Below are 18,841 nucleotides of genomic sequence, written 5' to 3' on the forward strand. Positions count from 1 at the left end.
AGGCGCTTGTCAGCGGAGTACATCGGGGCCAGTGGGCCAGCCGGGCAACTTGGCAAATCCACGCACAAGGCCGGATACAAGGCAGCAGCCGACTTCTTCACGACACGATGCGGGTTAATGCCTATCGCCGGGAGGCATCCATACAAGAACCCATGTCGCTACCCCCCGTCCTGGCTCGTGTGCTGACGCTGCTGTCGCTGGGCGCCGCCCTGTTGCCGGCCTGGGCTGCCCCGTTGCCGGACAGCGCGTCCGCGCTGGAGCAGCGCCTGGCCGAACGCTTGGGCGGCGACCGCGGTGGTGCCTGCGTGCAGGCCGCCGTCATCGAGCGCGACCGCGTCGTGCGCGGCAGCGGCTGCGCGGGTACGCGCGGCGACCGCGCGCCGGCGCCGGATGCGGCCTTCGAGATCGGCTCGGTCAGCAAGACCATGACGGCCTTCCTGGTCGCCGGCCTCATCGAGCGCGGCCGTTGGTCGCTGGACGACCCCATCGCCCGCCACCTGCCCGAGGGCACGACGGTGCCGCGCCAGGGCGAGCGCCAGATCCTGGTGCGTGACCTGCTGACCCACAGCGCCGGCCTGCCGGGCCTGCCGCCTGGCATGCCCATGCCCAAGCCCGACGATCCCTATGCCGCGCTGACCGAGGCGCAGCTGCTGGACGCGCTGGGCCGCGTGACGCTGGCCCGCCCCATAGGCAGCAGGGCCGAGTACTCCAATTTCGGCATGATGCTGGTCTCCCTGGCCGCTGCGCGCAGCCTGGGCGGCGACCTGGAGGCGGCGCTGCGCGAGCGCCTGTTCGCGCCGCTGGGTATGGGCGGGGCCTACGTCACCCGGCCGCTGGCGGCCCGGCCCGCCCAGGGCCACCTGCCCGGCGGCGCGGCCACGTCGGCCTGGACCATCACCCCCAACCTGGCGGGCGTCGGCATGGTCAAGGCCACGCTGGACGACATGGTGCGCTATGCCCAGGCCGAGCTGGGCAGCCTGCCCGATGTGCCCGCTGCGCTGACCGCGGCACTGCGCCTCACGCAGCAGCCGCTGGCCCATGGCTTTGCGATGAACTGGGTGGTCAGCCGCCAGCAGGGCCGCGAGCTGCGCATGCACGATGGCGGCACGGGCGGCTTCTCGTCGCTGGTGGTGCTGGAGCCGGGTGCGCAGCGCGCCGTCGTGCTGCTGGCCGACACGGCGCTGGAGGACCTTGGCGGCCTGGGTGACCTGGGCCTGGCGCTGCTGGGCCTGGACGTGCCGCTGAGGCCGCGCCGCGAGGTCGCCATGCCGCCCGCGCTGCGCCAGGCGCTGGTCGGTGACTGGGAAGTGGGCGGCATGACGCTGCACATCCGCGAGGCCGACGACGGCCGGCTGCTGGCCCAGGCGCGGGGCGACAGCGAATTCGAGCTGCGCCAGGACAGCCGCGGCGACCTCTACCCGACCAGCTTCTCGGCGTTGCTGCGCCTCGAGCGGCCCGAGGCGGAGGGCCGGCCGGTACAGCGCCTGAGCTGGCACCAGGGTGGCGGCATGATGCAGGGCCGACGTGTCGAAGCGGCGCCCGCCATCGCCAACCCCGCTTGGCGCGACTGGGCCGGTGAGTACCAGCTGGCGCCCCAGTTCAGCCTGCGCGTGTTCGAGCGCGACGGCCGGCTGATGGTGCAGGGCAGCGGCCAGCCGGCCATAGCGGCAGAGCCGGTTGGGGCGGACCGCATCGAGATCAAGGTCGTCGGTGCCGTCGTCGAGTTCGAGCGCGACGCGGCCGGCCAGGTCGTCGCGGCCCAGCTGCGCCAGAACGGACAGGTGCTGCGCGGCGCACGGCGCTGAGGCACCGAGCGAGGATGGGCCGCGCTACTCGTACAGCAGCGCGCCGGGCACCGCGCCGCCGTCCTCGTTGTCGCCGCCGACGATGAGCACGCGGCCTTCGGGCAGTGCCGACACCGTGTGCCAGGCCCGTCCGGCCGGCATGGCCGCGAGCGCCGTGGCCGTGCCGGTCCCCGGCACGTAGGCGCTGGCCGTGCGCGCGGCGATCTCGGCCCCGGTCTGGCCGCCGAACAGGCGCAACTGGCCGTCCGGCAGCAGCAGGCTGCGCATCAGGCTGCGCGGCATGTCGAGCCGGCCATGCAGCGTCAGCGCCCGCGCCGCGGGGTCGTAGACAAGCACCGTATCCAATGGCTCCAGCCCCGCGCTGCTGCGCACCTCGCCGCCCACTACCAGCACGCGACCGTCCGGCAGCGCATGGGCTTCGTGCATTGCGCGGCGTTCGTCGTTCAGCGGCGAGGCCACCGGCGTGAAGGCCTCGGTTTGCGGGTCGAAGATCTCGGCCAGGCGCTGCGTGGCGCCTTCGTGGTCGCCGCCGACGATGAGCACGCGGCCATCGGCCAGCCGCGTCGCCGTCGGGAACTCGCGCACATTGCTCATGCGTGCTGCGACGAGTCGGAAGCGCCGCGTCGCGGGGTCCCACAGCTCGACGCTGTCCCGTTGCGAGCCGCCGACGACCAGCACACGACCGTCCGCCAGCGCGGCGCTGGCATGCCGGGTGCGCGGCCAGTTGGGCCAGCCGGCCGGCTCGACGCTGCCTCGGCGCTCGTCGATCAGCTCCGCGAAGCCGCCGTTGCTCAGGCCCACCGTACCGCCGACGACGAGCACGCGGCCTTCGTTAGCGCCTGCCAGGGGCGTCGCCGTGTGCATGGTGCGGCCCGTGTACATGTTGGCGATGCGCGTGAAGCGGCGCGTTGCCGGCTCGTAGCGCTCGATGGCCTCGGACGGCGCAGACAGCCCGCGCGAGCCGCCGATGATGAGCACCCGCCCGTCCGACGTCGTGGCGGCCGCGTGGTACTGCCGCGGCGTCGCGTCGTCCAGCGCGGCGTAGCGGTCGCGGTAGACCGGCCGCACGTCCAGCGCCCGGCGCGCGCTGGGCCGGCCCTCGGCCTCGACGACCAGCGTGTAGCGCCGCGGCGCGATGACCGGCGGCACGCTGACCGGCACGCCGCTCTGCACCGTGCCCACATCCGGCTCGATGCGCCCGGTGCCGCCGCTGAAGGTGGCCGTCACGGTCACCGCCTCGCCCACGCGCGCCGCGCTGGCCTCCAGGCTGTGCACCATGGGCCCGTCCGGCGCCTTCTCCCCACCGCCGCCGCCGCAGGCCGCCAGGCCCCAGCCCAGCCCGGTGCTCCACCCGGCCCTCAGCACCGCGCGGCGCGTGGCGGCCTGTACTCCTGCCATGTCTGATCTCCCAGTGGTCCAAGGCCGGCATGCTGGGCCTTGGCGGCGATGGCGTGAATTGCCGAATAGGTGATACCTTTTCGGCATGACGTTTCCTGGCCACCGCAGCATCGACATCCGCCAGCTGCGCTACTTCCTCGTGCTGGCCGAGGAGCTGAACTTCCGCCGCGCGGCGGAGCGCCTGCACCTGACGCAGCCGCCGCTGTCGCGCCAGATCGCGGCCCTGGAGGCGGCGCTGGGCGTCGCACTGCTGGACCGCGACGGCCCGGCGACGCGGCTGACCGCGGCCGGCCAGCGCGCCCGCACGGCCTTCCAGGCCGCCGTGCAGGCCTTCGACGCCGCGCTCGTCGAGGTCGCCGCCGGCGGCCCGCGCGGCGCCTTGCGCCTGGGCCTGCCCTGGTGGATGGACATGAGCGCCTTCCAGGCGCTGGACGCGGGCTGGCGCGCCACCGCCGGGCGCATGCCGCTGGAGCCCGTGCTGGAGATCGGCCCGCAGCTGCTCGACGGCCTGCGCCGGCAGACGCTGGACGCCGCGCTGATCGCGATGCCGCACGAGCTGCTGGGCCTGCGCCATGTGCCGGTGGCAAGGCTGCGCCATGTCGCGCTGCTGCCCAGCGGCAGCGCGCTGGCGCGCAAGCGCGCGTTGCGGCTGCGCGAGCTGGAGGCGCTGCCACCCTTCCTGCGCTTTCCCAAGCGCCAGAACCCGCCGCTGTGGATGCACTACCAGCGTCAATACGAGGCGGCCGGCTTCCGTCCCGCAGTCGAGGCCGTGGCGCCAGGCACCACGGCCACCATCGCGCAGATCGCGGCCGGCCGCGGCTGCACGGTGATGCCCGCCGCGCAGGCGCGCCAGCGCTACCCCGGCGTCGCCGCCCGTCGCCTGCTGGACGACATCGGCGTCGAGATCCACCTCGTCTTCGGCGACGCGCTGGAGGCCGATCTCATCGCCGCGCTGACGGCCGAGCGCGGGCTGTTCGAGGCCGCGCTGCGCTGAGCCGCGTCACTTGCCGATGCAGAAGCTGCTGAAGATGACGCCCAGCAGCTCGTCGGCCGAGAACGCGCCGGTGATCTCGCCCAGCGCGTCGTGCGCGAGGCGCAGTTCCTCGGCCAGCAGGTCCAGCGCTGCATCGCGCTGTTCGGCGATGGCACGGGCCTGCGCCAGGTGTTCGGCCGTGCGGGCCAGCGCCTGCACATGGCGTTCGCGGGCGATGAACAGCCCTTCCGGCACGGCCTGCCAGCCGGCCGTCTGCAGCAGGCGCTGGCGCAGCGCCTCCAGGCCCTCGCCGGTCTTCAGGCTCAGCGCGATCTCGCCGGCCGGGGCGGCGGCGAGGTCGGCCTTGTTGAAGACCTGCACGATGCGGCCCGCGTCCACGCCCGCCAGCCGCGTACGGATGCGCTCGTCCTCTGCCTCGTAGTCGGTCTGTCCCACGCGGCCCAGGTCGTGCAGGAAGAGCACGACATCGGCATCGGCGATGGCGTCCCAGCTGCGCGACACGCCGATGCGCTCGACCTCGTCGGCCGTCTCGTCGCGCAGGCCGGCGGTGTCGGTGATGTGCAGCGGCACACCTTCGATCTGGATGGTCTGGCTGACCTTGTCGCGCGTCGTGCCGGGGATGGGTGTCACGATGGCCAGCTCGGCGCCCGCCAGCGCGTTCAGCAGCGAGCTCTTGCCGACGTTGGGCTGGCCGGCCAGCACGACCTTGAGGCCGTCGCGCAGCAGCGCGCCCTGGCGCGTGCGGGCCTGCACAGCGGCGAGTTGAGCGGTAAGGCGGTCCAGCCGGCCGAAGGCGTCGGCCTTCTCGAGGAAGTCGATCTCTTCCTCGGGGAAGTCCAGCGTCGCCTCCACCAGCATGCGCAGCTGGATGAGCTGGTCGCGCAGCACCCCCACCTCGTTGGAGAGCGCACCGCCCAGCGCGCGGCTGGCGCTGCGCGCCGCGGCCTCGGTGCTGGCGTCGATGAGGTCGGCGACGGCCTCGGCCTGCGCGAGGTCCAGCTTGCCGTTGAGGAAGGCGCGCTGCGTGAACTCGCCGGGCTCGGCAAGGCGAACATTCACGCCGGCCTCGATGACGCGCGCCAGCAGCAGCTGCATGACGACGGCGCCACCATGCGCCTGCAGCTCCAGCACATGTTCGCCTGTGTAGGAATGTGGTGCCGGGAAATGCAGCACCAGGCCCTGGTCGATGGCCTGCCCGGCGTCATCCCGGAAGGGCAGGTAGGTGGCCTCGCGTGGGCGCAGTGGCCTGCCGCAGACCGCCAAGATCAGTGGCGTCAGGTCTTGCGGTGAAGACACCCTCACGATGCCGACCGCCCCCCGACCGGGGGCGGTGGCGATGGCGGCGATGGGGTCGGCGTGGCGAGACAGCATGCCGGCATTGTCCAACCCGTGCCGCCCGCTCCGGACTCCGCAGTCTCCGCCGTCCCTGGAACCCGAGCTGTGCCGCATCGCCCGCCAGCGCCTGCGTCGCAGCGGCCCGCTGACGCTGCTCGGCGCCACCGGCCTCGTGCACGAGGGCCGGCTCAAGCTGTCGCGCCAGTCCGGCTGGCAGGCACTGGAGCCTTCGCACTTCATGGCTGGGTCGAGAAGACGCGCCAGGAGCTACCTGCCGACCCGGCCTCGCTGGGCATGGTGATGGCCTTCCAGGCCGAGTAGGTCAACCTGAGCGGGCCGGACGTCGAGACCGGCGAGTACTACCTGAGCCTGAACCCCGATGCACGACGCTGGAGTTCACGATCAAGTTGCCGGTGGCGCGCGCCCGCGAGATCGAGGCCTGGCGCGAGAAGGCAAGGACATGATGCGGCTGTACGGACGGGGCACGGGCCTGCACGAGCCCGCGACCGTCGTCGTGCGCCGCGATGGCGCCACTGCCGACCCGGCACGGGCCGTCGAGGCCATCGAGATGGCCTCGCGCCAGAACGGCGGCTGCCAGCGCTACCTCGTCCTCGATCCCGACCAGCTGGCCGCGTGGAAGGCCAGGAACCCCTGAATGGAACAAGCCGCATCGCGGTGAGGCGATGCGGCTTGCGGAATTGGCGCGGGGGAGGTCCGGTTCGGGTGCTCTCGTGAGCCCCGTCCGGGCCGGTGTTCTCTGCCCCGCGAAAGCGATTGAACCGCCGGCAGGGGGAAAAAAAAAGCCCCCGGGCGGGGGCTGTGCAGATTCACGTGACTCAGTTCACGCCCAGCTGCTTGTTGATCATCCACTGCTGGGCGATGGACAGGATGTTGTTCGTCAGCCAGTACAGCACCAGGCCGGCCGGGAAGACGAAGAACATGATGCCGAAGGCGACCGGCATGATCCACATCATCTTCTGCTGCATCGGGTCGGCGGCCGGCGGGTTGAGCCAGACCTGGAACAGGCTGGACGCCATCATCAGCAGCGGCAGGATGAAGTAGGGGTCGCGCACCGACAGGTCGGTGATCCAGAAGATCCACGGCGCCTGGCGCATCTCGACGGTGGACAGCAGCACCCAGTACAGCGCCATGAAGATGGGCATCTGCGCGAAGATGGGCAGGCAGCCGCCGATGGGGTTGACCTTCTCCTCGCGGTAGATCCTCATCATCTCCTGCTGCATTTCCTGCGGCTTGTCCTTGTAGCGCTCCTTCAGCTCGTTGACGCGCGGCGCCAGGGCCTTCATCTTGGCCATGGAGCGGTAGGCGCTGGCGTTCAGCCAGTACAGCGCGACCTTCAGCAGCAGCACCAGGGCGACGATGGTCCAGCCCCAGTTGCCGATGACGCCGTGCAGCTTGTCCAGCAGCCAGAACAGCGGCTCGGCCAGGATGGTCAGCATGCCGTAGTCCTTGACACGCTCCAGCCCCGGGGCCAGCTTGGCGAGGTTGTTCTCCTCCTGCGGGCCGGCGAACAGCGTGGCCTGCTGGGTCGCGGTGGCGTTGGGCGCCAGCGTCGGCAGCGTGAAGACCAGGCCGGTGGCATAGGTGTCGGCGCTCACGCCGGGTTGGCCGGGCAGCTTGCGCACGAAGAACTCGCGGCTGCCCGGTTCGTTGACGAGCCAGGCGCTGGCGAAGTAGTGCTGCACCATCGCGACCCAGCCGTCATTGGCCTGCTTCTCGATGTCGACCTTGCCCTTGTCGATGTCCTCGAACTTGATCGTGTGGAACTTGGCCTTGTCGTTGTAGACGGCCGGGCCGGTGAAGCTGGGCGTGAAGGCCGCGCCGCCGGTGACGGTGCTGCCGTCGCGCACCAGCTGCAGATAGACCTGGGGCGTCACCGGCGCCGTGCCGGTGTTGACGACCTCGTGCGTGACGCCCACCGTGTAGGCGCCGCGCTTGAACGTGAAGGTCTTGACGAGCTTGACGCCGCCGATCTCGGCCGACTCCAGGCGCAGCTGCACCTGGTCCTGGCCGGCCTTGAGCTCGCGCTCGCCGGCCACGGCCGTCATGGGCGTCGTGTGGGCAGGCAGCGGGCCTTGGGCGCTGACCAGGCCGGTCTGGGCGCGGTAGTGCTGCGCGGCGTTGAAGAGGACGACCGGCTGGGGCGTGAACTCGGGCTTCTTCTGCAGATGGACCATCTGCAGAAGCTGGTCGGTGACCGTCGGGTCGTACGAGGTCAGGTACTTGGGCAGCTCGGCACGGACGATGTCGCCACCCAGCGTGTCCACCGTGACGGTCAGCACGTCGGTGCGGATCGTGACCTTCTCGGACGCGGCGACCGCCGGCGTGGCGGCCGGCGCGAACGAGGCGCCGGCGGCGGCCGTGGCGGCGGGCACGCCACTCGGGGCCGGCGTGCCGGGTGCCGACGACGCGGCCTTGGGTGCCGAGGGGCTGAACATCGAGGGATGCCCGTTGTGCTTCTGCCAGCCGTCCCAGAGCAGGACGAGGGACATCGTGAACACCACCCACAGCACGGTGCGGCGAATATCAGTCATGGGGAGACTCGGACGAGGAAGGCGACGCGCCGGCGGGCGCGACGGAGGGGGAGATCAGGCGGGAGAACAGCCGCGGCGGATTGTCGGGCACGGGGTCGTGGCCGCCGTCGCACCAGGGCTGGCAGCGCAGGATGCGATGCACGGTCAGATAGCTGCCGGCCAGCGCGCCATGCTTCTCCAGCGCGGCCAGCGAATAGCGCGAGCAGGTCGGCTCGAAGCGGCAGGCATTGCCCAGCCAGGGGCTGAGCAGCAGCCGGTAGCCGCGCACGACGGCCATCAGCGCACGGGCGGGCCAGCTCGGCGTCATGGTGCGGCGGCCCCGGGCCTGGGCGTCAGCGCGCGGTCCAGCAACTGCGCCAGCTCGGCGCGCGCGGCCCGGCGCAGCGCGTCGGACGCGGCGCTGGGGAACTTCTGGCGGTCAAAAGGCGAGCGCAAGCGGACGACCCACAAACCCGGTGGCATGCCGGGGCGTTCGGCAAATGCGGCGCGGATCTGGCGCTTCAAGAGCTGGCGCGTCACCGAGCGGCGCGCATGCCGCTTGGGCACGACCATGCCCACCCAGCAGCCCTCAGGCGTGCGAGGCGGGTCATATTCCACAAGGCTGTGGGCAGGCTGTGCGTCGCCTGTTGATAACTCGGCCTGGGCGGTGCGCAGCTTGGCGGCGTGCCAGGCGCTGGGCGCCGGATGGGCCGGCAGGTGGTGCAGCGCGAAATGCGCGCTGCGTGCCCGGCTCTGGCGGCCGAGCACACGCTCAAAGTCCACCGGGCGTTGCAGCTTGCCGATCATCGGTTGCCCGGGGGCTGACGACGCAGAAGGCGTCGTCGCGCGGCTTAGACGGCCAGGCGCTTACGGCCCTTGGCGCGGCGGGCGGCGATGACGGCACGGCCGCCACGCGTCTTCATGCGCACGAGGAAGCCGTGGGTGCGGGCGCGGCGGGTCTTGGAGGCTTGGTAGGTACGCTTCATGGGAGACCTCTTGTGGCTCTTGTGAGGTTGTTCAGGCTGGGCACAGCGGTTGGCGCCCGGCCAAAAAAGCGCATGGCGAACGAGTCGCAATGCGCGAAAACCCGTGATTACAGCAGATGCCGCCGGCCCGGTCAATAAGTCGCTGGCCTCAAGCCGGGTTTGCCAGGGATTGACCCCCTTCGAAATTCTGTGGATAACCCGGCTTTTGGCGGCCCTGGGTCCGTACAATCCAGCCGCTCGAAAAGAAGTTTTCCACAATGAGCGAAGAAGAACATGGGGTGGACGGGTTGCAGGCTTTGAAGGCAGGCGCAGAGGCCACGACATCGGCGGATTGGGCGGCGGAGCTCTGGAGGCGCGGCTGCGAGCGCCTGGCTGCCGAGATGCCGGAACAGCAGTTCAACACCTGGATACGCCCCCTGCCTCCTGCCACGCTGGCGGGCGATGACTCGGCCGCCACGCTGGTAGCGACGCTTAGGGTCCCCAACCATTTCAAGCGCGACTGGATCCGCCGCCAGTACGCGGCCCGCATCGAGGCCATCCTGACCGAACTCGCCGGCCGCCCGACGCGGCTGGAACTGGCCCTGGCCGTGCGCGAGCCCGCTGGCTCGTCCGCCGGCCTGCCGGCTGGTGCGCCGCCGGTGCCCCAGCAGGTGGCCCTGCCCATCGACGCCGGCGCGTCGCCCAGGCCCGCCGCGCCGACGGCCAGCACCATCGTGCTGCCCTCGCAGGCGCCGGCGTCGAGCAAGCACCGCATCAACCCGCAGCTGACATTCGACACCTTGGTGCCCGGCCGCGCCAACCAGATGGCCCGCACCGCCGCGCTGCACGTGGCCGGCGCGCCCGGCATCACCTACAACCCGTTGTTCATCTACGGCGGCGTGGGCCTGGGCAAGACCCACTTGATCCATGCCGTCGGCAACGCGCTGCTGAAGGACCGGCCGGATGCGCGCGTGCTCTATCTTCATGCCGAGCAGTTCATCTCCGACGTGGTGAAGAACTACCAACGCAAGACCTTCGACGAGCTGAAGGCCAAGTACCACTCGCTGGACCTGCTGCTCATCGACGACGTGCAGTTCTTCGCCGGCAAGGACCGCACGCAGGAGGAGTTCTTCAACGCCTTCGAGGCGCTGCTGGCCAAGAAGGCGCACATCATCATGACGTCGGACACCTACCCCAAGGGGCTGGTGGACATCGACGAGCGCCTGACCAGCCGCTTCGATGCCGGCCTGACGGTGGCCATCGAGCCGCCCGAGCTGGAGATGCGGGTCGCCATCCTGATCAAGAAGGCCGAGGCCGAGGGCACGCCCATGCCCGAGGACGTCGCCTTCTTCGTCGCCAAGAACGTGCGCGCCAACGTGCGCGAGCTGGAGGGCGCGCTGCGCAAGGTGCTGGCCTACGCCAAGTTCTCGCACAAGGAGATCAGCATCGCGCTGGCCCGCGAGGCGCTGAAGGACCTGCTGTCCATCCAGAACCGCCAGATCGGCGTGGAGAACATCCAGAAGACGGTGGCCGACTTCTACAAGATCAAGGTCGCCGACATGTACTCCAAGAAGCGCCCGGCCAGCATCGCGCGGCCGCGCCAGATCGCGATGTACCTGGCCAAGGAGCTGACGCAGAAGAGCCTGCCCGAGATCGGCGAGCTGTTCGGTGGCCGCGACCACACCACCGTGCTGCACGCGGTGCGCAAGATCGGCGGCGAGCGCCAGAAGAATACCGAGCTGAACCAGCAGCTGCACGTGCTGGAACAGACGCTGAAGGGTTGAGCCGACGGATGAGCCCTTTCGGGTGTCATCCGGGTTCACCCGTAGCTGCAACCAAGCCCCTGGCTGCGGGCGACGTACCCAATCCGGGCGACAATCGCAGCTTCACGCGCGCGCGCGTTTTTTCGATGCGCAGCCAGCCGAAATCCCATCCTCAGATCCCTCCGAAGAGGTCTCCATGATCGTTTTGAAAGCTCCCCAGGATCAGGTGCTCGCCGCGCTGCAGGCGGTGTCGGGCATCGTCGAGCGGCGCCACACGCTGCCGATCCTGGCCAACGTGCTGATCCGCAAGACCGGCAATCAGGTGGAGCTCACGACCAGCGACCTCGAGATCCAGGTGCGCACCACGGTGCAGTTCGACGGTGACGCCGGCAACCTGAGCACCACCGTCGGCGCCCGCAAGCTGATCGACATCCTGCGCTCCATGCCCAGCGACCAGACGGTCAGCCTGACGAGCAACCAGAACAAGATGACGCTGCAGGGCGGCAAGAGCCGCTTCACGCTGCAGACGCTGCCGGCCGACGACTTCCCGCTGGTGCAGGAGGCCGCCGACTTCGGCCCCGCCTTCAGCGTGCCCCAGAAGGCGCTGAAGGGCCTGATCAACCAGGTGCACTTCGCCATGGCGGTGCACGACATCCGCTACTACCTGAACGGCATCCTGTTCGTCGCCGAAGGGCGCAATCTGACGCTGGTGGCCACCGACGGCCACCGCCTGGCGCTGGCCCAGGCCGAGCTGGACGCCGACATTCCCAAGCAGGAGGTCATCCTGCCGCGCAAGACCGTGCTGGAGCTGCAGCGCCTCTTGAAGGACGGCAAGGACGACGAGGCCATCGAGATGCGCTTCGCCGGCAACCAGGCCAAGTTCAGCTTCAGCGGCATGGAGTTCGTGACCAAGCTGGTGGAGGGCAAGTTCCCCGACTACAACCGCGTCATCCCCAAGAACCACAAGTTCCGCCTGACGCTGGGCCGCGCGCCGCTGCTGAGCAGCCTGCAGCGCGCCGCCATCCTGACCAGCGAGAAGTTCAAGGCAGTGCGTCTGACCTTTGAGCCGGGCCTGCTGAGCATCGCGTCCAGCAACGCCGAGCAGGAAGAGGCCAAGGAAGAGCTCGAGATCGACTACGGTGGAGACAAGATCGAGACCGGCTTCAACGTCACCTACCTGATGGATGCGCTGGGCAACATGAGCCAGGACATGGTCTGTATCGACCTCAACGACAGCGCATCGAGCGCGCTGCTCACCATTCCGGATACGACGGGCTTCAAGTACGTCGTGATGCCGATGCGGATCTGACGCCCCTCAAAGACCGCATGCCTAGCAGGCGGGCCCGCGCGGCCCGCCTTGCCGTTTCAAGAGTTTCCTGAAAGTCCCCGATGAGCGAGCCCACCACCCCCGAGAACACCCCCGCACCGGCTCCGGTCCCGGCTCCGCAGGCGGCGTACGACGCCAGCTCCATCCAGATCCTGGAAGGCCTGGAGGCCGTGCGCAAGCGCCCGGGCATGTATATCGGCGACACGTCGGATGGCACCGGTCTGCACCACCTCGTCTTCGAAGTCGTCGACAACTCCATCGACGAAGCGCTGGCCGGCCACTGCGACGACATCGTCGTCACCATCCACACCGACAACTCCATCTCCGTCATCGACAACGGCCGCGGCATCCCCACCGGCGTCAAGATGGACGACAAGCACGAGCCCAAGCGCTCGGCTGCCGAGATCGCGCTGACCGAGCTGCACGCCGGCGGCAAGTTCAACCAGAACTCCTACAAGGTCTCCGGCGGCCTGCACGGCGTGGGCGTGTCCTGCGTGAACGGCCTGTCCAAGTTCTTGCGCCTGACCGTGCGGCAGAACGGCAAGGTGCACTTCCTGGAGTTCGCCAAGGGCATCCCGCAGGACCGCGAGATCGTCATGGTCGACGGCGTCGAGACCAGCCCGATGAAGATCATCGGAGAGACCGACAAGCGCGGCACCGAAGTCCACTTCCTCCCGGACACCGAGATCTTCCAGCAGAACAACGACTACCACTACGACATCCTCGCCAAGCGCCTGCGCGAGCTGTCCTTCCTGAACAACGGCGTCAAGATCCGTCTCGTCGACGAGCGCAACAACAAGGAAGACAACTTCGCCTACGCCGGCGGCGTGAAGGGCTTCGTCGAGTTCATCAACAAGGGCAAGACGACGCTGCACCCCAATATCTTCCACGCCGTGGGCGAGAAGCAGTCGGATCAGGCCACCACCGTCGGCGTCGAAGTGGCCATGCAGTGGAACGATGGCTTCAACGAGAACGTCCTCTGCTTCACCAACAACATCCCGCAGCGCGATGGCGGCACCCACCTGACCGGCCTGCGCGCGGCGATGACCCGCGTCATCAACAAGTACATTGAAGACAACGAGCTGGCCAAGAAGGCCAAGGTCGAGGTCGCCGGTGACGACATGCGCGAAGGCTTGGCCTGCGTGGTGTCCGTGAAGGTGCCCGAGCCCAAGTTCAGCTCGCAGACCAAGGACAAGCTGGTCTCCTCGGAAGTGCGCGGCCCGGTGGAGGACATCGTCTCCCGCTTGCTGACCGACTACCTGCTTGAGAACCCCAACGACGCCAAGATCATCTGCGGCAAGATCCTCGATGCCGCCCGCGCCCGCGAGGCCGCGCGCAAGGCCCGCGAGATGACGCGCCGCAAGGGCGTGCTCGATGGCCTGGGCCTGCCCGGCAAACTGGCCGACTGCCAGGAGAAGGACCCGTCGCTGTGCGAGATCTACATCGTCGAGGGTGACTCCGCCGGTGGCTCCGCCAAGCAGGGCCGCGACCGCAAGTTCCAGGCCATCCTGCCGCTGCGCGGCAAGATCCTGAACGTCGAGAAGGCCCGCTACGAGAAGCTGCTGACCAGCAATGAAATCCTGACGCTGATCACCGCGCTGGGCACCGGCATCGGCCGCGGCGCCGGTGGCGACGACTTCAATCCCGACAAGCTGCGCTACCACCGCATCATCATCATGACCGATGCGGACGTGGACGGCGCCCACATCCGCACGCTGCTGCTGACCTTCTTCTACCGCCAGATGCCCGAGCTCTGCGAGCGCGGCCACATCTACATCGCGCAGCCGCCGCTTTACAAGGTCAAGGTCGGCAAGCACGAGCAATACCTGAAGGATGCGCCCGAGCTCGACAGTTTCCTGCTTAAGGTCGCGCTGCAGGACGCGAGCCTGGACACCGGCGCAGGCAGCACGCTGAAGGGCGAAACCCTCGACACGCTGGCCCGCAAGTACGTGGCCGCGCAAAGCGTCATCGAGCGTCTGTCCAACTGGATGGACATTGAAGCTCTGCACGTGCTGGCCAACGGCCTGGCACTGAAGGTCGACACCCGCGAAGATGCCGAAGCCAGCGCCGCGGCGCTGAAGGCCGCGCTGCACGGCGCCGAAGTCAGCGTCGAGACCGACCCGCGCACCGACAAGCTCTTCCTGAAGATCGCCCGCATGCACCACGGCAATGTGCGCGCCAGCGTCATCCACGCCGACTTCGTGCACGGCGCCGACTACGAAGTGCTGGCCGATGCCGGCCTGAGCTTCCAGGGCCTGATCCAGCCGGGTGCCATCGTGCGCAAGGGCGAGGGCGAGAAGGCCAAGGAAAGCAAGGTCGACGACTTCCGCGCCGCCATGGCCTGGCTGATGAGCCAGGCCGAAAACAGCGTAGGCCGCCAGCGCTACAAGGGCCTGGGCGAGATGAACCCCGAGCAGCTGTGGGAAACGACCATGGACCCGACCGTGCGCCGCCTGCTCAAGGTGCAGATCGAAGATGCCATCGAGGCGGACAAGGTCTTCACGATGCTGATGGGCGACGAGGTGGAGCCGCGGAGGGATTTCATCGAGACCAACGCGCTGCGCGCTGGAAACATCGACGTTTGACGTGTCTGTAGGGCAACCCATAAGATGAGAATCTGAGACCCATAAGTTGGGAAACTTATGGGTCGGCTCCTATGGATTGCAACCCTCTATTGCGCCCCAATTGGGGCTATTGATGGTCAAAAGAGTGCGGAACCTGGCCGGCGCAAAGCGGCGAAGTGCATAGGTCGGGAAGTTGCGGAGTGAGCGAGCCCGTCCCCGGCCAACGGGTGGGGGCGGGCTCGTTGTTCATCTTGATTCCCATAGACCTGCGCTATTTCGCTCGCGCGGCGCTCAGCAAGGCGTACGCCGCGTTAACGCGGCGCGCTTCGTTGCGAACGGCCTCTTGACGCTCTGGAGCCATCCCGACGAGGTGCCGTGGATGCGACAGCAACACCATCTTTCGCCGCGCCAGCTCGACCTCCTGCCATGCTGAGCCCAGCGTCACCTTGAGCAGCTTGCAAGCGTCATCCAGCGACAAGGCTGGAATCGACGTGCGCTCGACTCGAGTTGAAGGTACTGGCGCTGCCGCTGCCGCTACCACCAGCGGACGCACCGGTTGCGGCACGCTCGGCGGTGCAGGCGCACTGACGATCACTGCTGGCCCGGGGCGCACTGGTGGAGGTGGGGCCGGGGCTGGCCCAGAAGCTGGCTCCAGCGGTTGACCTTGCCCCCGAAAAACGTATGCCTTCCTGTTTTACGTCTTGCGACATCTCCGGCTGGACCTGGACGGGTCAGCCAAACCTGAGGCCCAGCAGATTTCCTTAATGAACCGAACGGTCGTCGAGAGGCTTATGCGCGAGTCGGCGACCTAAGACCGTTCGCCACCGGCCGGCCGTGCGTTTGGCGCGTTTTTCACGCCGCGCCGCAAACCGAAGCGCAATCTTCGGAGTTGAGCTCGGATGCTGGCAAAGGCTTTGTCTGACGCAGGCTGGCAGGGCGAGCTGTCCTACACAGAAGCGGGCAAGCCTGTGGCCACTCTTGTGTCAACTTCTATGTAAACTACTCTTGCCTGCCCCGGAGTGAGCGGGGCTTGATGACAACTGAGACCCGAAGGAGAGTTCAATGACCACGACCGCGCTCGGAACCTGGCGCAAGCCGCCGCTTGCCTATGTCGTTGCGGAGCTGGTCATCTCTCCGTACTACTCGATGGCAGCCAAGGTTCCAGGCCTGCAGGACCGGCTGAGGAGCGCTTTCCCACGCACCATCGAGGCCAAGGAGCTCGTCATTGACGGCGCGAAGCCATCGGCGCAGCCGTTGTGGCAACTGATGTCCGTCGACCTGAAGCATGGAGTGCAGCTAGGCACGCGCTCAATCTCGCTGCACGCCACAAGCTACGTCCAGTCGAGCGACTTCCTCGGCCGCTGGGCAGAGGTGCTCGATGCCATCCAGGCGGCGGAGCTCGGCGCCTTCGTTGAGCGCGCCGGCCTGCGCTACATCGACCTCATCGTGCCAAAAGAAGGACGCTCCCCGGCGGACTACTTGGCGCCAGGGCTCAGGGGCATTGAACCAGAAGGTGGGAGCTCCACTGGAGCCATGTGGGCAACTGCATTCCAGTTCGACGGCAGTCTGGTCAACCTGCGCGCGGCCGCGCCTGCACCGCAAGGGCTCCTGTTGCCGCCGGAATTCAACGCCTTGCCACTGAACAAGCCCGTGGTCATGCTCGAGGCCGAGAAGCGCCTCAAGGCCGAGGCGTCCATCGGATTCGTCGATACTGATTGCATCAAGGACATCGCTAAGGTCTTTGACGCTGGCGAGCTGCTCGGCGCATACGCCGAGATGCAGAAGCTCACGTCGAAGACCTTCAAGGCCGCACTGTCCGACATCGCCAAAGGGGAGTGGATGTGAGCGACACGATTCAAACGCGCCACTACACAGCGAGACAGGCCGCACTGCTGCAACGTCCGCCTAGCGACATCATCGAAGCGGCTGACAGCATCGTGGATGTGCTGGGAACTCGCGACCAGTTCACGGTGCAGCTCAACTACAGCTCCACCCGCGTCTATGGCGCCCATGTCAACATCATCGGTGCCGGAGCAGCAGGTCGAGGGCCTGCTGCTGCTCTTACGGCCGGCACCAAAGTCGTCGTGCTGAGCACTTCGTGGCCGACAACGGCGCCGGAACTACTCGTCGACCTCGATGATTACCAGGCTGAAAACAGCTGGAGCCGCTGGTCCGGCGAGGCGAAGAAGGCTCTCCAGAACGCCGCGTCAACTGCCCCTCGGCAAACAACGGCCGCGGCCCGCTGGCGAGTTGAGAGGCTTTCGTCGCTGCAAGCCGCGTTCGGCTTCACCATTCAGGACCTGGCCGCTGTGCTCGACATCACACGTCCTCAGCTCTACAAATGGCTCGACGCGACCAACGACATCAAGCTGCAGGAAGCCAGCCGCGCACGGCTTGCGACTGTCGAGCACATGGCGAAAGAATGGACGTCTCGCTCGACGGTGCCGCTCAGTTCCGTGAGTAAAGAGCCGCTGACGGCCGGCGGCACCGCCTTTGCCTTGCTGTCGGCAGACGTCATCAACGACGCCACCGTGATTGGTGCGTTTGACGAGCTCGTTGGCAAGTTACATGGGCAGCCAAAGAGCCGAAGCCAGCGCTTGCGCGATGCCGGTTTCACGCGCCGACCGTCGGTGCGCGCACTTCCTTCTGACGAGTGAGGTCAGGCCTTGGCGTTTGGTGATGATGTCGCTCAGCGGGGGTGGCAAACCGGCTCCGTGGTGCCGGTTGCAATGCTGCCTGCGCTTTCCCAGCATCTAACTCGACCTGGTCAACAACCTACTCAGGTCGCTGAAGCCGATTGGCTTGCGGTGGTTTCGCAAACCTGCGATGTTCAGGCCAAGAGACTCGAATCCGAGCCACTCATCGAAGTCCTGCATTGCAGGCCCCTTGCCGGCAAGCCTCGAAAACAGTATCGAGACTTGCAGTCAACGCGCCAGCTCGATTTCAGACCCAATCGTGCGGCGCACCCGAATGTCGTTTTGACTGCGCAGGCGATTGCTGACCGATACGTTGTCCCACGCGAGTTGCTCGCGGCCAATGACCCAGATGCCGGGCGCGTGCTGGACTTAGCTGCTTCGCGAAAGGTCCTTGCGTGGTATGCCTTGAGGGCAGGGCGGCCGTCCTGGCCGAATAGCTTCTGCGACCGACTTCGAACTGTTCAGGACGCACTGACAGCGGCGCTCGACGACCTCTCCGATGAAATCGCTGAAGTACGCGTCGGCATCGCTGAGAAGGAGCAGGAGCTCGAGCCAGGGCAGCACTATCACGTAGCTGTGTCTTTCGTTGTCGACGAGGAAGTCTGGAATAGCGATGTCGAAGGCAGAAAGGCCATCAATGCGGCGTTCGCAAAGTTCGTTGCTGAGCTCAACGCGTGCGACGGTGTTGAGGTGGACGAAGACCTAAGTGAGGTAGTCCCTGGCAATGAGTTCTCGTGGCAAGAGACAAAGCAAACTGACCTCTGGGACTTCGCAAATTTGAGCCATCGCGACTGATGCCCGGCTCTCGAGTATTCGATGGGCGTCAGCGCCGCAGCTGGCTGGCCCGGTACGAAATGGCAAGCGCAGGCATGCTCAACAATGGGGCTTGAAGCCCTGAATTTGCTCATCGTCGAACACGGCCCCTGACAGCGTTTTTGCATGGCCCATCAGAAGTTGGACCCCGTCGAGGCACTGCGGACCGAAAACGTCCGACTGATTGCTCTGCTGGACGCGCATGGCATCGAATGGCGCGAACGCCAGCTGCCGACCGAGCGCGCGCCGGACCCGCCTTCGACCGCGCTGTCGACGGAGGGGAAGATTTCTCTCTATCGCAGACTCTTTCGAGGGCGAACCGATGACGTGTTCTGCAAGCGAGAGGGCGTGGTCAAGAGCAGCTTCCAGCGCTGGAGGGCACGGATCGGCGACGGCGCCATGCCGCGTGCAGCGAGCGCCGCAGGCGAGCGAATGCCCGAGCCCTCGCCCGTTGGGTTTGTCGACCTGGGCGGGCTGGGCCTGCCGTTGACGGCGAGCACGGCCCGGCTGGAGATCACGCTCGAGCTGGGCAGCGGCGTGACGCTGCGCCTGGTGCGCGGCTGATGTTCTTCCCCGACGGACATCTGCGCGTCTGGCTCTACGGCGAGCCGGTGGACATGAGGAAGTCCTATGACGGGCTGTACGCGCTG

At 67.7% G+C, this 18,841-nt stretch carries 19 protein-coding genes; 12 read left to right on the forward strand and 7 right to left on the reverse strand.

Annotated features, from left to right (window positions below):
* The first annotated feature begins 152 nt into the window (after positions 1 to 152).
* Positions 153 to 1,805, forward strand: a complete 1,653-nt coding sequence (locus tag JOY88_RS01880) for a serine hydrolase domain-containing protein (protein WP_293499883.1) — start codon at positions 153 to 155, stop codon at positions 1,803 to 1,805.
* Positions 1,806 to 1,829: 24 nt separating this feature from the next.
* Here the strand turns inward: JOY88_RS01880 and JOY88_RS01885 are convergent, their stop codons facing one another.
* Entirely contained in the window at positions 1,830 to 3,203 is a 1,374-nt protein-coding gene (locus JOY88_RS01885; RefSeq protein ID WP_293499885.1) for a Kelch repeat-containing protein, read from the reverse strand.
* Between the two features lie 85 nt (positions 3,204 to 3,288).
* On the opposite strand from JOY88_RS01885, the gene JOY88_RS01890 reads away from it, so the two are divergent.
* On the forward strand, positions 3,289 to 4,197 hold the full coding sequence (locus tag JOY88_RS01890; RefSeq protein ID WP_293499887.1) for a LysR family transcriptional regulator: 909 nt from the start codon (positions 3,289 to 3,291) through the stop codon (positions 4,195 to 4,197).
* A gap of 6 nt (positions 4,198 to 4,203) precedes the next feature.
* Here the strand turns inward: JOY88_RS01890 and mnmE are convergent, their stop codons facing one another.
* Positions 4,204 to 5,568, reverse strand: a complete 1,365-nt coding sequence (gene mnmE / locus JOY88_RS01895) for a tRNA uridine-5-carboxymethylaminomethyl(34) synthesis GTPase MnmE (RefSeq protein WP_293499889.1) — start codon at positions 5,566 to 5,568, stop codon at positions 4,204 to 4,206.
* On the opposite strand from mnmE, the gene JOY88_RS01900 reads away from it, so the two are divergent.
* Positions 5,567 to 5,833, forward strand: a complete 267-nt coding sequence (locus tag JOY88_RS01900) for a hypothetical protein (RefSeq protein ID WP_293499891.1) — start codon at positions 5,567 to 5,569, stop codon at positions 5,831 to 5,833. The genes mnmE and JOY88_RS01900 overlap by 2 nt on opposite strands.
* A 159-nt stretch (positions 5,834 to 5,992) precedes the next feature.
* Entirely contained in the window at positions 5,993 to 6,187 is a 195-nt protein-coding gene (locus JOY88_RS01905) for a hypothetical protein (protein ID WP_293499892.1), read from the forward strand.
* 181 nt (positions 6,188 to 6,368) lie between these two features.
* Here the strand turns inward: JOY88_RS01905 and yidC are convergent, their stop codons facing one another.
* From yidC to rpmH, 4 genes are read right to left on the reverse strand one after another with little or no spacing between them, the layout of a single operon-like run.
* On the reverse strand, positions 6,369 to 8,084 hold the full coding sequence (gene yidC, locus JOY88_RS01910; RefSeq protein WP_293499894.1) for a membrane protein insertase YidC: 1,716 nt from the start codon (positions 8,082 to 8,084) through the stop codon (positions 6,369 to 6,371).
* The gene (gene yidD, locus JOY88_RS01915) at positions 8,077 to 8,391 is read right to left on the reverse strand and encodes a membrane protein insertion efficiency factor YidD (RefSeq protein ID WP_293499896.1); all 315 of its coding nucleotides are present in this window, start codon (positions 8,389 to 8,391) and stop codon (positions 8,077 to 8,079) included. Before yidD ends, yidC begins: the two co-directional genes overlap by 8 nt.
* On the reverse strand, positions 8,388 to 8,870 hold the full coding sequence (locus JOY88_RS01920) for a ribonuclease P protein component (protein WP_293499898.1): 483 nt from the start codon (positions 8,868 to 8,870) through the stop codon (positions 8,388 to 8,390). Before JOY88_RS01920 ends, yidD begins: the two co-directional genes overlap by 4 nt.
* A gap of 44 nt (positions 8,871 to 8,914) precedes the next feature.
* Positions 8,915 to 9,049, reverse strand: a complete 135-nt coding sequence (rpmH, locus tag JOY88_RS01925) for a 50S ribosomal protein L34 (RefSeq protein WP_054021782.1) — start codon at positions 9,047 to 9,049, stop codon at positions 8,915 to 8,917.
* Between the two features lie 380 nt (positions 9,050 to 9,429).
* On the opposite strand from rpmH, the gene dnaA reads away from it, so the two are divergent.
* From dnaA to gyrB, 3 genes are all read left to right on the forward strand, one after another.
* Positions 9,430 to 10,812 (forward strand): chromosomal replication initiator protein DnaA, encoded by a 1,383-nt coding sequence (gene dnaA, locus JOY88_RS01930; protein WP_524539174.1) that lies wholly within the window; start codon positions 9,430 to 9,432, stop codon positions 10,810 to 10,812.
* A gap of 175 nt (positions 10,813 to 10,987) precedes the next feature.
* Positions 10,988 to 12,100, forward strand: a complete 1,113-nt coding sequence (dnaN, locus tag JOY88_RS01935) for a DNA polymerase III subunit beta (protein WP_293499921.1) — start codon at positions 10,988 to 10,990, stop codon at positions 12,098 to 12,100.
* Between the two features lie 80 nt (positions 12,101 to 12,180).
* The gene (gene gyrB / locus JOY88_RS01940) at positions 12,181 to 14,703 is read left to right on the forward strand and encodes a DNA topoisomerase (ATP-hydrolyzing) subunit B (RefSeq protein ID WP_293499923.1); all 2,523 of its coding nucleotides are present in this window, start codon (positions 12,181 to 12,183) and stop codon (positions 14,701 to 14,703) included.
* Between the two features lie 250 nt (positions 14,704 to 14,953).
* Here gyrB and JOY88_RS01945 read toward each other — a convergent pair whose 3' ends face one another.
* Positions 14,954 to 15,160 (reverse strand): co-chaperone DjlA, encoded by a 207-nt coding sequence (locus JOY88_RS01945; protein ID WP_293499924.1) that lies wholly within the window; start codon positions 15,158 to 15,160, stop codon positions 14,954 to 14,956.
* A 211-nt stretch (positions 15,161 to 15,371) separates the two neighbouring features.
* On the opposite strand from JOY88_RS01945, the gene JOY88_RS23160 reads away from it, so the two are divergent.
* From JOY88_RS23160 to JOY88_RS01965, 5 genes are all read left to right on the forward strand, one after another.
* Complete coding sequence (locus tag JOY88_RS23160; RefSeq protein ID WP_524539175.1) at positions 15,372 to 15,494, forward strand: hypothetical protein; 123 nt, start codon at positions 15,372 to 15,374, stop codon at positions 15,492 to 15,494.
* Positions 15,495 to 15,744: 250 nt separating this feature from the next.
* Positions 15,745 to 16,527 carry a TIGR04255 family protein gene (locus tag JOY88_RS01950; RefSeq protein WP_293499925.1) on the forward strand — a complete coding sequence of 261 codons (783 nt, stop codon included), beginning with the start codon at positions 15,745 to 15,747 and terminating at the stop codon, positions 16,525 to 16,527.
* Positions 16,524 to 17,339 carry a hypothetical protein gene (locus JOY88_RS01955; protein ID WP_293499927.1) on the forward strand — a complete coding sequence of 272 codons (816 nt, stop codon included), beginning with the start codon at positions 16,524 to 16,526 and terminating at the stop codon, positions 17,337 to 17,339. The genes JOY88_RS01950 and JOY88_RS01955 overlap by 4 nt, the downstream gene beginning before the upstream one ends.
* A gap of 72 nt (positions 17,340 to 17,411) precedes the next feature.
* Positions 17,412 to 18,173: a hypothetical protein gene (locus tag JOY88_RS01960; protein ID WP_293499928.1), complete on the forward strand. Its 762-nt coding sequence runs from the start codon at positions 17,412 to 17,414 to the stop codon at positions 18,171 to 18,173.
* Between the two features lie 144 nt (positions 18,174 to 18,317).
* Complete coding sequence (locus JOY88_RS01965; RefSeq protein ID WP_293499930.1) at positions 18,318 to 18,755, forward strand: hypothetical protein; 438 nt, start codon at positions 18,318 to 18,320, stop codon at positions 18,753 to 18,755.
* The last annotated feature ends 86 nt before the right edge of the window (positions 18,756 to 18,841 follow it).

Origin of the sequence: Roseateles sp. (genome assembly GCF_019237615.1) — a bacterium.
Taxonomy (GTDB): domain Bacteria; phylum Pseudomonadota; class Gammaproteobacteria; order Burkholderiales; family Burkholderiaceae_C; genus Pelomonas.

What these genes read in the sequence shown, in the direction of transcription:
- JOY88_RS01880 (WP_293499883.1), top strand. Translation starts at nt 153, where the DNA reads ATGTCGCTACCCCCCGTCCTGGCTCGTGTGCTGACGCTGCTGTCGCTG.
- JOY88_RS01890 (WP_293499887.1), top strand. Translation starts at nt 3,289, where the DNA reads ATGACGTTTCCTGGCCACCGCAGCATCGACATCCGCCAGCTGCGCTAC.
- rpmH (WP_054021782.1), bottom strand. Translation starts at nt 9,049, where the DNA reads ATGAAGCGTACCTACCAAGCCTCCAAGACCCGCCGCGCCCGCACCCAC.
- JOY88_RS01885 (WP_293499885.1), bottom strand. Translation starts at nt 3,203, where the DNA reads ATGGCAGGAGTACAGGCCGCCACGCGCCGCGCGGTGCTGAGGGCCGGG.
- yidD (WP_293499896.1), bottom strand. Translation starts at nt 8,391, where the DNA reads ATGACGCCGAGCTGGCCCGCCCGTGCGCTGATGGCCGTCGTGCGCGGC.
- dnaA (WP_524539174.1), top strand. Translation starts at nt 9,430, where the DNA reads ATGCCGGAACAGCAGTTCAACACCTGGATACGCCCCCTGCCTCCTGCC.
- JOY88_RS01965 (WP_293499930.1), top strand. Translation starts at nt 18,318, where the DNA reads ATGGCCCATCAGAAGTTGGACCCCGTCGAGGCACTGCGGACCGAAAAC.
- JOY88_RS01905 (WP_293499892.1), top strand. Translation starts at nt 5,993, where the DNA reads ATGATGCGGCTGTACGGACGGGGCACGGGCCTGCACGAGCCCGCGACC.
- dnaN (WP_293499921.1), top strand. Translation starts at nt 10,988, where the DNA reads ATGATCGTTTTGAAAGCTCCCCAGGATCAGGTGCTCGCCGCGCTGCAG.
- JOY88_RS01950 (WP_293499925.1), top strand. Translation starts at nt 15,745, where the DNA reads ATGACCACGACCGCGCTCGGAACCTGGCGCAAGCCGCCGCTTGCCTAT.
- gyrB (WP_293499923.1), top strand. Translation starts at nt 12,181, where the DNA reads ATGAGCGAGCCCACCACCCCCGAGAACACCCCCGCACCGGCTCCGGTC.
- JOY88_RS01900 (WP_293499891.1), top strand. Translation starts at nt 5,567, where the DNA reads ATGCCGGCATTGTCCAACCCGTGCCGCCCGCTCCGGACTCCGCAGTCT.
- mnmE (WP_293499889.1), bottom strand. Translation starts at nt 5,568, where the DNA reads ATGCTGTCTCGCCACGCCGACCCCATCGCCGCCATCGCCACCGCCCCC.
- JOY88_RS01960 (WP_293499928.1), top strand. Translation starts at nt 17,412, where the DNA reads ATGCTGCCTGCGCTTTCCCAGCATCTAACTCGACCTGGTCAACAACCT.
- yidC (WP_293499894.1), bottom strand. Translation starts at nt 8,084, where the DNA reads ATGACTGATATTCGCCGCACCGTGCTGTGGGTGGTGTTCACGATGTCC.
- JOY88_RS01920 (WP_293499898.1), bottom strand. Translation starts at nt 8,870, where the DNA reads ATGATCGGCAAGCTGCAACGCCCGGTGGACTTTGAGCGTGTGCTCGGC.